The 14,787-nt window shown below is 43.8% G+C and carries 10 protein-coding genes and 1 pseudogene; 6 read left to right on the top strand and 5 right to left on the bottom strand.

The features are described 5' to 3' along the window. Window positions 1–22: 22 nt before the first annotated feature. Window positions 23–1,858, bottom strand: coding sequence for an alpha/beta hydrolase (locus tag H6F63_RS13780; protein WP_242019773.1), 1,836 nt, complete (start codon window positions 1,856–1,858; stop codon window positions 23–25). Next, a complete protein-coding gene (locus H6F63_RS13775; RefSeq protein ID WP_190638167.1) occupies window positions 1,845–5,138 on the bottom strand; it encodes a response regulator in 3,294 nt (1,097 codons plus the stop codon). The genes H6F63_RS13780 and H6F63_RS13775 overlap by 14 nt, the downstream gene beginning before the upstream one ends. Before the next feature lie 795 nt (window positions 5,139–5,933). On the opposite strand from H6F63_RS13775, the gene argF reads away from it, so the two are divergent. The 5 genes from argF to H6F63_RS13750 all read left to right on the top strand — a co-directional run bounded on the left by argF (window position 5,934) and on the right by H6F63_RS13750 (window position 9,895). Then, the gene (gene argF, locus H6F63_RS13770; protein ID WP_190638165.1) at window positions 5,934–6,854 is read left to right on the top strand and encodes an ornithine carbamoyltransferase; all 921 of its coding nucleotides are present in this window, start codon (window positions 5,934–5,936) and stop codon (window positions 6,852–6,854) included. 125 nt (window positions 6,855–6,979) lie between these two features. Further along, on the top strand, window positions 6,980–7,621 hold the full coding sequence (gene lexA, locus H6F63_RS13765; protein WP_190638163.1) for a transcriptional repressor LexA: 642 nt from the start codon (window positions 6,980–6,982) through the stop codon (window positions 7,619–7,621). Window positions 7,622–7,855: 234 nt separating this feature from the next. Then, window positions 7,856–9,160: an MFS transporter gene (locus H6F63_RS13760; protein WP_190456135.1), complete on the top strand. Its 1,305-nt coding sequence runs from the start codon at window positions 7,856–7,858 to the stop codon at window positions 9,158–9,160. 78 nt (window positions 9,161–9,238) lie between these two features. Next, window positions 9,239–9,433: a hypothetical protein gene (locus H6F63_RS13755; RefSeq protein WP_190456133.1), complete on the top strand. Its 195-nt coding sequence runs from the start codon at window positions 9,239–9,241 to the stop codon at window positions 9,431–9,433. Window positions 9,434–9,439: 6 nt separating this feature from the next. Then, entirely contained in the window at window positions 9,440–9,895 is a 456-nt protein-coding gene (locus H6F63_RS13750) for a GNAT family N-acetyltransferase (protein ID WP_190638162.1), read from the top strand. Window positions 9,896–10,121: 226 nt separating this feature from the next. Here the strand turns inward: H6F63_RS13750 and H6F63_RS30055 are convergent. Further along, window positions 10,122–10,214: pseudogene (locus H6F63_RS30055) on the bottom strand (IS1 family transposase); the annotation flags it as partial. Window positions 10,215–11,496: 1,282 nt separating this feature from the next. Between H6F63_RS30055 and H6F63_RS13740 the strand changes: the two are divergent. Continuing rightward, a complete protein-coding gene (locus H6F63_RS13740; protein ID WP_190425152.1) occupies window positions 11,497–12,255 on the top strand; it encodes a HEAT repeat domain-containing protein in 759 nt (252 codons plus the stop codon). Between the two features lie 33 nt (window positions 12,256–12,288). Here H6F63_RS13740 and H6F63_RS13735 read toward each other — a convergent pair whose 3' ends face one another. After that, window positions 12,289–13,404, bottom strand: a complete 1,116-nt coding sequence (locus H6F63_RS13735) for a glycosyltransferase (RefSeq protein WP_190638159.1) — start codon at window positions 13,402–13,404, stop codon at window positions 12,289–12,291. A gap of 108 nt (window positions 13,405–13,512) precedes the next feature. After that, window positions 13,513–14,610 carry a polysaccharide pyruvyl transferase family protein gene (locus H6F63_RS13730; protein ID WP_190638157.1) on the bottom strand — a complete coding sequence of 366 codons (1,098 nt, stop codon included), beginning with the start codon at window positions 14,608–14,610 and terminating at the stop codon, window positions 13,513–13,515. Window positions 14,611–14,787 lie beyond the last annotated feature (177 nt).

Here is a 14,787-nt window from a genome sequence, read left to right as displayed (position 1 = left end):
TTCGCTGGGCAATTTATAAATTCTAAGGTGTTGCCTGTGGAGTTGGAGAAACCTTATTTTCTGTTCTCTGTTGCCTGTTAGTTCTCATATTCAACTGTTCTGCCGTCAGCGATTGAAGTAAACTCAAAGGCAACACATCTTGACTAATAGATTGAGCATATTGAGCATTCAGGTAACGCTGATAATCTTGCTCTCCAGCAACGTGTGTTTTAAAAAAGGCAAGGCTCAATAGTTTCATATAGTTAAAAGCTATTTTCGGATCTGGCCCAATAACTGATACCGGAATCGGGATCACACCACCATTGGCAACTGATTCTGCCATAGTAGAAAAGTGGGTTCCCTGTTTGAGCAGAACCAGATACTTGTCTGGTGTAGTCAGCCAAGTAAAGGGAAGAATCTGTTCTGCTAAGGGTGGAGTGACAGTATCATTGCTGCTGGCAACGAACATCACCGGAACTTTGATATCAGCAAGCTCAGATTGTCCAAAGATGGTGCTAGTAACAGGGTTAATAGCGATCGCAGCTTTCACTCGCCCGTCCTGCAAATTATAATCAACCGGCGGCAGCTTGATTGCCCGACACTGAAGCAACAGCGACAAATTCAAAGTCTCATTCAACACCGGACAATCTTTTTGCAGTTGCTCAAAATTAATTTCTGCCCCAGCCAGTGCCAAAGCCGTATAACCTCCAAAAGACTGGCCCATAACGCCAACCTGTTGCAAATTGATTCGCCCTTGATACGTTGCTCCCAGTTGATCCAGCAAATACTTTACATCCAGAGGTCGGTCAACCGCCTCAGAAGGAGGGCCCGCCTCATTAGCAAGCCCGCTAAATAACTCTCGCACTCGTTCAGCATTACTACCCGGATGCTCCGGTACAGCAACCGCAAAGCCGTAGGATGCCAAGTGTTCAGCTAAATAAGCAAACGAAGTGCGGTCATTTCCCAATCCGTGGGAAATCACAATTACGGGTGCTGAACGTCCGCTCAGTTGGGGTAGGTAAACATCAACCGCGTAAGCGCGAGAGCGGCTAAAGTCATTAAGAAGCAGTGTTTGCTTTTCCCATTTCAAAGGGCCTTGCTGTTGCAAATCCTGCCCTTGGCTGGAATTTAACGATGTCGCCATTGGTAACGGCGCAGATATGCTCTGATCTGATGGCGTAGTTGCTGCTTCAGCGATCGCTTGCTGTTCCACAGATGCGATCGCTACCTGCGTTTCCCGAATCGCATTTGTCAAATCGCCAAGAATCTCAAAACCACGCTCTGAATTGATCCGAACCGCGTAAGTCGGAAAATTCCGCAGCACATTCAGCAGCGTCAAGCCTTCCGGATCGGCCGCAGCTTGAATCAAAGCCGCTCGAATCGCATAAAAACCCGGTTGAAAAGCTTTCGTTTGGATAACCTCGCCCACCCGTCGCAGTATCACTTCTCCCTGCGGCGTGTAGAGAAATTGTGCCACAGCTACAGGACTCACATCAGCGCGAGTCAGCAAAATATTTCGTAACTGCTCCAGCTGCTCCGGCTTTATATACCTAGCATAAAAAGCTAAATCATCATTAATTTTGCCTTCCCTGGCATACAATTCCAAAGCCGAAACTGGCAGAGTCAACTGCAAAGGGCCTAAGGAAATAAATATTTGCTCAGCTCCCAACACGCGGCTAGGCATCGCCGCAATTATTGCAGGTATTGCTAACGCTAAAGATAAAATAAACTTTCTCGTTCCCAGGCTCTGCTTGGGAATGCCAACCGGGAGACTCCGCCTCGCCTCAAATCGAGGCTGAAACTGCCCTCCCCTGCAAGGCGAGAGTCCTACCAAGGACTGTCCCGGCTTAAGTGGATAGCCGTCCCTAAAATTCCTCATCAAAAGGCTCAACCCCGTGCCATCCTTCATCTGTCCCCCGCTTTTGCAATCTTTGACAACGTTTAACATATAATCTAGCCGCTTTATCTTGGTTATTTTGCTCTAAAACATTACTAAAAACTTGCTCAGCTTCAGCAAACTTTTTACTGTAATAAAGATGAATGCCAAATTCAAAATGGCTTCTAGTTCCGCTTTTTACCTCTTTTGTTTCCGCAGAATTACTATCAAAAACCTCAAAAACTGGTGATAAATCTTTGCGCCCTTTAATATTAACTCTATCTAAAAACCTATAATTATATTTTGTGGGATCTTCCAAACCAAGCAAAGTCTTTTCACTAATAATAATAGAAGCTCCGTAAACTTTGGTCAAATCTTCTAGGCGAGAAGCCAGATTTACCGCATCGGAAATCACCGTTCCTTCCATACGCTGTTCATCCCCAATCGTACCCAGCATCAAAGTACCGCTATGGATGCCAATGCCGATGGCTATGGGCCGAGAACCGTTTTTTATGAGTTCTACATTATATAGACTCACCTGTTTTTGCATTTCAATAGCTGCTTGCAAAGCGTCTTCAGCACTTTGCGGAAAAAGCGCCATCACTGCATCTCCAATATATTTATCAATAAAGCCGTTATTCTGGCGAATAACCGGGCTAACTCGACTCAAGTAAGAATTGATAAAATTAAAATTTTCTTTAGGCGACATTCCCTCAGAAAGAGTGGTAAAGGCGCGAATATCAGAAAAGAGAATTGTCATTTCTTTCTGTACTTGGTCGCCAAGTTGAACATTAACAATACTGTCTTCTCCCAATAAACTGATAAATTCATGGGGGACAAATCGCCTGTAAGCAATATTAATTTTAGAAAGTTCAATATGAGTTTTAATTCTAGCTAACAACTCATTCTTTGCCACAGGTTTAACCAAATAATCATTAGCGCCAGACTCAAATATTTCAATTACATTTGAAACATTATTAGCAGATGTAACAATAAAAATCGGCAATTCATTAGCAGGAAAAGTTTTGCGAAGTTTTTTGCAAACTTCAAAACCAGACATTTTTGGCATCATTACATCGAGCAATATCAGGTCAGGCTTCAAACCATTTTCAATTGCTTCTAGTGCTTCTATACCATCGCTAGCTTGAAAAACAGTATAATTTTCTAAAGATAAATAGTTAGTCAGTATCTGAAGATTAACCGGATCGTCCTCCACAATCAGGATGGTAAAATTGCCGGAAGAGACTTTCTTTTTAGGGGAAGAAGCAACAGAAGTTTCACTTTTGGCAGGCAAGGGGCAATAGGGAAAAGGCAAATTTGAAGAATTTTCCCACTCACTAGCTACTTGCCTCAACGCCAGCAATCCTATGGGTATTCCCTTGGCGGTGGTACGCAGTTTGTAGACACTGTTTGCCTCTTGCTGGTAATTTGCTTTGAACGGAGGCGAAGCTCCGTTCAGGGATTCATTCTTGTTTCCTATGCTAAGCTGTTCCTTTGGCTTAGGGTCTAGGTTCTGTGTAGATTGAACTTGAGACAGTGGCAGAGTAAAGGTAAAACGCGAACCTTTCCCTACAGTAGAATCTACGCGAATTGTGCCACTATGCAACTCTACCAGTTGTTTTGTAACGGCAAGGCGAATGCCTGTCCCCAAGTAACGTTTATTTGTAGATTCTTCGGCAAATTCAAAAGCATCAAAAATTTTCTCCAGTTTATTTTCTGGGATACCGATACCAGTATCAGAAACTGTAATAGCTAGCATTAGGGACTGGGGACTGGGGACTGGGGGCTGGGGAAGAATCGAACCAATCACCAATCCCCTATCCCCAGTCCGTAATGAAGCTGAAACTTCTATAACACCGGATTCAGTAAATTTAATCGCATTGCAGACTAGATTATACAAAATTTGCTGCACTCTATTTTCGTCAGCTTTTACCAGTGGGACGGCTGGATCGATTTGATTAATTAACTGCAAAGATTTGTTTGCTGTGAGGGGTTTGGAGAGTGCTAAAACAATATCCGTGACTTCTCGCATTCCCACAGGTTTTATTTTCAGTTCTAGCGTTTTGTGCTTTAATTTTTCCAAATCAACAATATCATTTACCATGTTTGCCAGTCGGTGACTGCTTTGTACAATCATGTATAAATTTTGCTTTTGGATTTCTGATAGCTGCCCAGCGGCTCCATCTAGCATAGACTCGGCAATGCCGATTATTCCATCTAAAGGTGTTTGCAGTTCGTGGGAAGTATTGATTAGAAACTCATCTTTGAGTTGATTTATTTGTAACAATGTTTTATTTTTTAATTCCAGATTTTGGGCGTAATCGTGGATTTCAGCTACCATCGAATTAAAGGCATTAGCTAGCAGTCCCAACTCGTCTTTGCTTTGAACATCAATAAATATGTCAAAGTTGCGATCACGTACTTTTTCCGCGCCTTCGCGTAATTTATCAATCGGGTGTCCCAACCAACGCGCTAGTAAAAATGCTATTAACAGTGAAAGAAGGAAACTACTACTAATAATACTAAGATAGATATAGCGCAATCTTTGTACCTGATTTGCTTCGATTCTCCCGTCGTACTCTAATCCCATAACTGCGATGACTTTCCCATCGTCATCTTTAATGGGAATAGCTGCTGTCAGGAATTGTCCCCATATATCTGTATAAAATTTTTTTCCTGCTTGTGGTTTCCCATCAAAAGCTTTTTGCAGTTCTTCTTGCTTAGTTGCGTATAACTGACCAATGATTTTTCCTTTTTTGTCTTGGCTTTCTTCGCGATCGGTATCGGCAATAAACTTTACCACATTACCATTTTGTGATTCACCTACTTTAACTATAAGAGAAGTTGATTTTATTAACGGTATATCAGATGTATCTTCTGTTAATTCCTTAAAAAAAGTTAGAGGATATACTTTTTGACTGCTACTTTTTTGAATGTTTTTCAAGACTTGCATCAGGTCTTGGAAGTCCTGAGACTGCATATATTTTTGAGCAATCTCCGGTGGCAATGATTCGGCAGTATCTCCTGGTTTTAGCTGGGTAATTATCTCTTCTATGGGAAAAGAATCTCGCTCGATAGCCAAACTTAGCCGCTGAATCTTTTTTTTGTCTTCATCATCAACTAAAAAGGCAGCAGAACGACCTACATCTCTAAGCCGTTCTGCCATTTGATTTAAAACAATCTGTTTGGTTTTAGCATAATAAAAATAGACGCTAGTGCTAGTAATTCCTACTGACAGAATCGAGATAGCCATTCCTATCTTCAAAGCAAAGGGAAATCTCATAACGCTATCCCATAAAATTTAGAATTATTTGAAAAATATAATTAGTTTTTTGAACTAGCCTGGTATAAGCTGTCACGTATTTTAATTGCCATATTAACCAAGTGCTTTTTCTCCTTCGTCCGGGGCTTGTTGTCCGTTGCTACTGACTGAGGACAATAAACCTCTCTCCCTAGCCTAAATTTAGTCCTCTTAAATGCACAACAGCTTAGTAAATACACTGAAATTATTAAAGTGATATATTGAAAATTTTATGCGTAACAGACCTAATCGACAATATTTCAGCTTGTTAATTATTGCAACCATTTTTTTAACCAAGGTAAATAAGCTGAGGATTAAGGCAGTTTTTTGTTGATGGTAGAAACTCAAGCTAATCGCAACTGTAGCAACGCCTTTACTGTGGTTGATTTTGTCTTTCTTGTATTTTATATTCCTCAGTCAATCGATTTGGGATTTTGCAGAGGTCGGAATTTTTGGGCATATGCGTCTTCGCTATCAATTTTGGATTGTTTTTCTCGTGACGAGTAAGAGACGGAGAACGCGCGTTAGGAAGGCGATCGCTTCCTCAACAACTAGAAACAGCACCGCTGACACTAACCAATTCTCAGCATTCCCAGCCAGAGACTCTTAACCAGAGACTCACAGAACTGATTCGATAAAAATCTGGTAGGGTTTTAAAACGGTATAAATAACACCAAGCTGAGTCAAGACGGCGCGATACGTTGGTACTCACCGAAGCCGATTCTGCGAGAGCAGACGCTCCTGCTACGTATTTCACTTTAATCATCGGGTATAAACATGGAAGCATTGAAAGGACGAGATTTACTGAGCCTGGCAGACCTCAGTGCTGAGGAAATTAAAGAACTTTTGCATCTGGCAGCTGGACTGAAGTCCCATACAGTGAATCTGCGATGCAATAAGGTGCTGGGATTGTTGTTTTACAAGGCTTCTACACGCACTCGCGTCAGCTTTTCGGTGGCGATGTACCAACTAGGCGGTCAGGTGATAGACCTTAATCCTAACGTTACTCAGGTGAGCCGGGGGGAACCGTTGGCGGATACGGCGCGGGTGTTGGATCGATATTTGGATATCCTGGCGATTCGGACGTTTAAGCAGGAGGATCTGCAAGCCTTTGCTAATTATGCCAAGATTCCGATTATTAATGCTTTGTCGGATCTAGAGCATCCCTGTCAGGTTTTGGCTGATTTGTTAACGGTTCAGGAGTGTTTTGGGAGTCTGGCTGGGCTGACTTTGACTTATCTGGGAGATGGCAATAATATGGCTAACTCGCTGCTTTTGGGTGGCGCGCTGGTGGGGATGAATGTAAGAATTGCGACACCACAGCAGTATCAACCGGATGCGACAGTTGTAGAGCAGGCGAAGAAAATTGCAGGCGATCGCGCTGAGGTTACAATTACTAACGACCCCGAAGCAGCAGCTAAAGACGCTCACGTGCTTTATACCGATGTCTGGGCAAGTATGGGACAAGAGGATGAAGCTAATGCTCGAATTCCAGTTTTTCAACCTTACCAGGTAAACGATGAACTGTTGAGTATTGCCGATCCTAGTGCAATTGTGCTGCACTGTTTACCAGCTCATCGGGGAGAAGAAATTACTGATCAGGTGATGGAAGGTGAAAAGTCGCGGGTTTGGGATCAGGCGGAAAATCGAATGCACGCTCAAAAAGCTTTGTTAGTCAGTCTTTTGGGCACAAATTGATTGCGGCTAATGGAATCATTCCTAATTGCTAATTGTGCAAACGCCATTAACTACTAGACAGACGCAAGTTTTAGTAGTACGAATGTTCTATAGGACGTACATTACTAATTCCGTTAGTTTGTTTTATGGAATCTCTCACTTATGCTCAGCAACAACTTTATGATTGGCTGGTGGATTACATTGGTCAACATCAACACGCGCCTTCAATTCGGCAGATGATGCTGGCGATGAAACTAAAGTCGCCAGCGCCAGTTCAGAGTCGCCTGGAACATTTGCGTGCGAAAGGTTATATCGATTGGGCGGAGGGAAAAGCGCGCACAATTAGGATTGTCCGCTCTGGGGGGAATGGAGTGCCAGTTTTGGGAGCGATCGCTGCTGGCGGTCTTGTAGAACCCTTCACCGACACTGTAGAGCATCTGGATATATCTGACTTATTCCGTCAGCCAGATTATTTTGCTCTCCGCGTGGTGGGAGACAGCATGATAGAAGACCAAATTGCCGAAGGTGATATGGTCATCATGCGACCCGTACTAGAGCCAGACCGGGTAAAAAATGGCACCATTGTCGCGGCGCGAGTGGAAGGAGTTGGCACAACGTTAAAACGCTATCACCGTCAAGGAGAGCAGATTACGCTTAAACCAGCTAATCCCAAATACGACCCAATTAAGGTGAAGGCAACTAGGGTTCAGGTACAGGGTGTGTTAGTAGGTGTCTGGCGCGGCTGTGAAGCTACTACGAAATCGACATCTCGAAGGCGATCGCATTAACCAAGGCGCTACTTTTCCGGAAAAGGCTTCTCTCTATGGGATGATGACACAATACAAAAGAGTCATAACTCATTAGTTTTGAGTTTTTAGTCATTAGTCCGTTGGAGTTGTCAAGTTGGAAAGTTGTTATAACCTGACAACGTTTCAAGCTTTAAACTTGACAATTCTTTCCTGACTAATGACTACAGACTAATGACTAATAACTAATCAGATTGTGAGGAGCCTTTTTCAGTCGTGAAAGAAACCCAATCTTTTTTAAAAGTTTTTCAAAGCCGCAAGATGGCAGCGCTGTTGTTTTTGGGCTTTTCATCAGGTTTGCCTTTGTTTTTAACGAGTAAGACGTTGCAAGCCTGGATGACCGTTGAAAACGTGAATTTGGGCGCGATTGGGTTGTTTAGCTTGGTCGGGTTGCCCTACTCGCTCAAGTTTATTTGGTCGCCCTTACTTGACCGCTTTATACCACCTTTTTTGGGGCGGCGTCGTGGCTGGCTGGTACTGACTCAAGGGGCGTTATTGGTAGCGATCGCAGCAATGGCTCTGCAAAAGCCATCGCAAGCCCTGCAACTGTTAGCCATTAATGCCTTGCTGATTGCCTTCTTCAGTGCGACTCAGGACATCGCTGCCGATGCCTATCGTACTGATGTTTTAGAAGAACGGGAAATGGGAGCCGGTGCAGCCATTTTTGTTTTAGGATATCGCGTTGCTTTGCTCATCACTGGTGGTCTGGCGCTGGTTTTGGCAGATAAATATAAAATGCCTTGGGGGACGGTTTACTTGTTGATGGCACTGCTAATGGGAGTTGGGTTAGTAAGTGCGATTTTGGCACCGGAACCTATAGAACGCGATCGCCCACCCGCTTCTTTATCTGATGCCGTGAGGTTGCCATTTATCGAATTCTTTCAACGTAATGGTCAACTCCAAGGACTTTTAATTCTAGTTTTTATTGTCCTCTACAAGCTGGGTGACGCGCTAGTTAATAATATGTCTACGCCCTTTTTGTTAGAGAAGACAGGCTTAAACTTCAGTCCCACAGACGTAGGTACGATTCAGAACACTTTGGGACTACTGGCGAGCATTGTTGGCATTCTTGCCGGAGGTGCCATTCTCAACAAAATCGGTGTTAATCGCTCCCTTTGGGTATTTGGCGGTTTGCAAGCGGTGAGCAATTTAGCTTACTTGATACTCGCACAAGTTGGTAAAAACTATCAGTTATTGGTACTTACCATTAACATTGAAAACTTTTGTGCTGGACTGGGAAATGCCGCTTTTGTTGCATTTTTGATGAGTCTTTGCAATCAGCGCTTCTCAGCAACTCAGTATGCTTTACTCTCAAGTTTGATGGCAGTCAGCCGTGATATTTTGGTTGCTCCAGCAGGTAGGTTAGCAGAAGTCACTGGTTGGCCTTTGTTTTTCCTGATTAGTATCGCCGCTGCCTTGCCTGGATTAGTCCTTTTGCCAGTGTTTGCCCCCTGGAATCCTCGTTCCATTCCAGATATGTCAATACCGGGACTCGACGAACAAGACGATGAACCTTATTAGTTGTAGGATAGAATGAGAAAGCTTAACAATTCTTCAACTTAGTTTTCGGAAAATTCTCCTGCTCCTAGAGCTACAAATATGGCTATCATTCGCGAATACATTGCCCCATTCCTAGCAATATTTATCTTTTTGATTGCACTGGTCGCAGTCAGCGCCAGGATATTTTTACCATCAGATATGGCAGCACCAGCACCGATTGAGGAAGTAAATCCCCAGCCGGAGAAAGCCCAGTTGCCAGCAGCAATCAGCTTCTTGCTGCCAAGCGACTCCTAAACTTAAATGCTGCCTCCAGGTTACGGGTTGCGTGCAGGGTCAGGGCTAGATCGAGCAAAGCTGCTCAAGTTTATGCAGCTGACTTACCACGAACTTTTCCCACAGCAAGATTTTTCTCATCTAGCTGAGACTGTTGAAAGTTACTTTTCTAGCAAAACGCCGCTGTGGTGGGTTGAACCTAAAGAGGATCGTCCTTCCCCTGTAGCTTGTCTGTGGCTGGGAAATGCCGTAGATCAGGTTACAGGCGATCGCCATGCTCACATTTTTTTGCTCTACGTCTTGCCAGAACACCGTCGTCGTGGTATAGGGAAAGCTTTGGTAGATAGTGCCGAAAACTGGGCAAGAGCAAGAGGCGATCGCCAAATGGGTCTACAAGTCTTTCAAACCAACCAACCCGCTTTAAATCTTTACCGCCAGCTTGGGTACCAAACCCAGTCTTTGTGCATGCTCAAACCACTTTAAAGAAGATACTCCAAAAAGAAAAATTCCTCGTTCCCAGGCTCAGCCCGGGAACCCTTAAATAGAGGCTCTGCCTACTCACACCAAATTAGCATTAACTTTTCGGGCGACCGAAGCCTTTTGCTTGTTTCTTCCCTTTTTTAGCCTGAGAAATTCCTGAAGATGGCTTATCAGATTTCACAGAAGATGTCTGCGGCTGCTGTGGTACCTCAACAGAATCAGAAGGCATAAACTGCTTACCACACTCTTTGCAAACGTACCTTTGCTTTTCCTTGTAATGCCCATTTTTCCTGACCTCAGTGGCTCCGCATTTAGGACAGGTAATCTGAGGCATCTCACTTTCTGCGGCTTTCTGGTCGGCTGCGGGTGAGGGTGCGACAGCAGACTCGTTATGGTCGGTTTCTGACTTCTGGAAAACAGAGGTAATTGCCTCAATTGCCGATGCCGCCTTGTCTAAAAGAGTAGGCTGTTGGGTTGCTTCGGGTTCATCTGAGGGCATTTCAGGCATCTCCTCAACAACAGCATCCGCAGCAGTAGCCTCCTGAGTCGGTTCCCCTGACGCTGGAGATACAGAGGCTGGTGTTTCGGCTTCCACCTTGGTCGGCGAGGATTCTACAGTAGCATCAGACTCGTTCTGGTCGGTTTCTGGCTTCTGGAAAACAGATAAAACTGCCTCAATTGCCGATGCCGCTTTGTCTAAAAGAGTAGGCTGTTGGATTGCTTCGGGTTCATCTGAGGGCGTTTCAGGCATCTCCTCAACAACAGCATCCGCAGCAGTAGTCTCCTCTGTTGATTGGTCTGATACTGGATCAGCCGCAGGTGTTTCGGCTTCGACTGGGGAAACTTCAACTTTTGGTGTTTCCTCAACACCGATAGCATCTGGTGTTGAGGCTTCGACCGGGGAAACTTCAACTTTTGGTGTTTCCTCAACACCCACAGCATCTGATGTTTCGGCTTCGGCTGGGGAAACTTCAATTTTTGGTGTTTCCTCAACTTCAAGAGGTGCCGAGGAAGCCTGATGGCTGAGGTCTTCTGGCTTTTGCCAATCAGACACTGTAGTAGCAGGCTTCCAGTTGGGGTCAGGTTGGGGAATTTTGAATGCTATAATTTCCGGCGATCGCTTCTTTTTAGGAGTAGTCATGCGGCTAATGCGATCGCCTATATTTTCTGCGATCGCATAGGTGACTGGAAGCACCGTTGGTTTCGAGACAGCCTCCCGCACCAAGGCAGCAACGTGTTCAGATGGATCGGGGACTGCTTCCCGTACAGGTGGCACCGTAGATGGCACCGACGACGAAAAGTTGAGCGGCGGCGGCGATGGCATCTGTGACTGGTGCGATTCGTATTGTCGCCCAAGTGCGGGTACAAACCGCATGGAACGAACCATGCGTCGATATGGCTCTAGGTGTTCTGTCACATTCCTCCCCCTGTTATCTAGCATTAAAATTAAAGGTTCTTGGTGTCGTGTACTATACCAAATTCAACTTTTTGATCGGGGTAACAAACTCATAATGTTAGTTTTCTTAACTTTCGTGCGTCTCCAGAGCAGGTAATGCTGATAGAGACTAGAGGAATTTAGATCCTTAGTGATACTTTATAGAGTTATGTATGAAGACGATGATGACCTAAGCTTACTCGATCCAGAAACTGAGCTAGAAAGCCCTCTGGACAAAATAGAGCCGCTTGATGCCCTGGAAGAAGCTAAGCCAGATCCAGAGGCGATGCTGGCGCTGCTGGAGGCACCGGGAACGCAGCAACGGATGCTGGCGGCGCGAGCTTTTTGCGAACTTCAGGATGAACGAGCTATTCCCCATTTGATTCGCCTGTTGAGTGACCCCTGTCCGTTGGTGCGGGTGAGTGCGGCTTATGGCTTGGGGCGCAATCCCAGTCCCAGCGCCGTAGAGCCATTAATTTCTCGGCTATCCCTTGATTGGAACGGCTATGTCCGCAAAGGCGTAGTCTGGGCTTTGGGAAATTGCCGCGATCGCCGTTCCTTAGCACCCCTCACAGATGCCTTAAAAACCGATATTTCCGCCGTCCGTCTGTGGGCAGCTAGTGGCCTAGCTCAAATGGCTGGATTGGGCTACGAGGCTATTGTGGCATCAATTCCATCCCTAATTGAAGCCTTAAGGCAAGACCCGATCGCCGCAGTTCGCAGCAACTGTGCCTGGTCTTTGGGACAACTGTGCCGGGAAATGCCTTCTAATGCTGTCTACGGTACTACCATTGATGCCTTGATTGAGGCATTCGCAGAAGATGAAGAAATGGGTGTCCGAGAAGATGCCAAAGCCGCACTTTTGAGAGTCGGCGATCCACGAGGTCTTCAGCTGATTGAAACGATAGAACTGGAAGGGTTACTGTAGGGGATTGGGGATTGGGAACTTGGGAACTTGGGACTACTGACCAATTAGCTGCAAATACTCTGACACAGATCGTTCTATGCTAAAGTCTTGCGATCGCTTCCTCAACTGGGGCGCATCAATTGGATTTTCTAGAGCAAGTTGCATCGCTTGAGCTAATGCAGTAACATCTCCCACTGGCACCAAACGACCATATTTTCCCTCTGCCAAAATCTCACTAGGGCCATTCGGACAGTCTGTGGAAACCACCTGACAACCACAAGCGATCGCTTCAATCAAAACTGTCGGCAAACCTTCCCAACGAGACGACAGCACAAAAGCAGCCGCCCGACTCATATAAGCATAAGGATTTTTCACAAATCCCGGCAGAGAAACATCGTTTTCTAAACCCAACTCGACAACCAAAGCTTGTAACTTTTTTCGCAACTCGCCTTCTCCTAAAATTAACAACCGCGCCTGTCGTTGTAACCGCAAACGAGCAAAAGAATGAAGCAAAGTTGGAAAATCTTTTTGTGTTGTTAGTCGTCCAACAGCTAATAGCACAGGTGGTTGATTTGCTTGAAACCAAGGATGAGCTAAAGGTGCTTGTGCATCTAGAAATAGATTGGTATCTACAACTGGGTTGTAAATCGCCTGCACTGTCCCCGGTTTCATGCTTAAATATGTTTCAAGCTCTTGCGCCATCCCTTTTGATACAGCTATAACTGCATCCGCTTGCGCGTAAAGCGATCGCCTAAATATCCTTAGCAGGGAACTGCTACTATTGGCTAGGGGCAGGTGTTCGACTAATGCTAAGCATACCGGAACGAAGGCTAAATTCCGCGCGATCGCAACAACTACATTAGTAAACACTAAGTGAGAAATTAATAAATCCGGCTTTTCTTCCCTTAAATAACGTACTAAAGGAGGTACAAGTCTTATCGCACTTTGCGTTTTGTAAGCAATTTTAGTTTTTAAATCAACTATTCTTACCTGCTTTGGAACATCTTTTATGTATGGTTTATCCAGGGCAAAATCTAATACTAAATCTGGCACATATCCTCGTATAACCAGCCCTTTTAACAAATTTATTACTACCTTTGTCATCCCCCCACCTCCAGCCGGATTCGCCAGAATAGCTATGCGTACAGGTTTAGAAATAACAGCATTCATAATTTAATTATTAGCTATCTAGTATAACCCTAATCTTTTGTAGTCTCTTGTAGGTTGGATTTCTCTATGGCTCAGCCGAATCTTAGTATCTCCTGCAATTGAAAATGGCTATAACATCCCTCGCGGAAATAGTTCCATAACTTCTTTTGCAGTAGATTTTATTTCTCCTGGTTCTTTAACAAATCTGCAAAAAGGAATAAGTTTAGTCCAGCTCTCATAAAATCCTTCATTTTTGTAATAAGAATTAGGCAAAAATATATGAGGAATGCCTAATAGAATACAAAGAATATGACCGTGCAAGCGATTGGTAATAATTAGACGATGTTGATAAAATTGATAAATTCCACTATGGATAAAACTCCATGATTTGCGATGAATAGCAGAATTATACATCCCGTTGAATTTCGCGATATATGGATGGGATTGTTGCCATTTTTGCCGGGATATCCAGTCGTCAGGAGTTTTTAAACCTCTTTGCCAGAATTCTCGAACAAGTGTAGCTATATTTTGATGCAATTTAGAGTCTGGATGTCCATACACCCACTTGAATGAAACCCAGTCTTCTACAACTAAATTTGGTATAGCGATCGCATCTGGAGAAAATTTCTCATTCAGCTCTCTGTCTTGTCTGTAGAGATATAATATTGAGTCTTTAGGTTTATAATTTAATTGTAACCCAGGCATTCCCAGCATTTCAAATGCCATGTCAGGCGCTTGAATTACCTGAGCGTTATAGAAATTTTCAATAGCGATTTTATGACTATAATTATCGCGAGTAAATAAAATTAAATTTGGATGCTGGTTAATGACTTCTGCTGACCTTTTTAAGTTATCTGGATTAGCAAAGTATATGCTTTGAGGTAAAATTATAATTGGTTTATCTTTGTATTGAGTAATTATTTTTTCTCGAAACTTTTGTATATTAGGCCAGAGATCGCCAAAATTACCGCCCCCACTGAGGAAAATAGGAGCATTTCCAGCCTCTTTTTCCATTGCTTCTCCAGAAAAATTTGTAAGATTGGCGACGTATTTAATTTTTGTCTTTAAAATATCATTTAAGTAAAGTATAGTCCCCATCCATATGAGATGGTCGCCTAGATTTAAGTAGTTAGGATAGTCTAGTAAGGCACACTCTTCAAATCTTTCTAGTTTAGCCAACGATTTATGCAGAATATCTTTAAGGTTTTCAGGAGGGGAAACATTCATATATGTATGATTTTTGTTGAGGCACTACGCTTTGATATCGCTGTCAGGCTGGCTGGCACTTATTGTAGATGGTTTTGGTTTAATTCCTAACGAATAATATAAACCAATAAAATTTAAGTAAAAAATATATTTAATTTTAATTCAAAAAATATTACTTCTAGCTAAGTAGGCAGGCTT

The organism is Trichocoleus sp. FACHB-40 (assembly GCF_014695915.1).
Classification (GTDB): domain Bacteria; phylum Cyanobacteriota; class Cyanobacteriia; order Cyanobacteriales; family FACHB-T130; genus Funiculus; species Funiculus sociatus.
The sequence above is the reverse complement of the archived record's forward strand: the minus strand, read 5'-3'. Positions and strand labels throughout refer to the sequence as shown.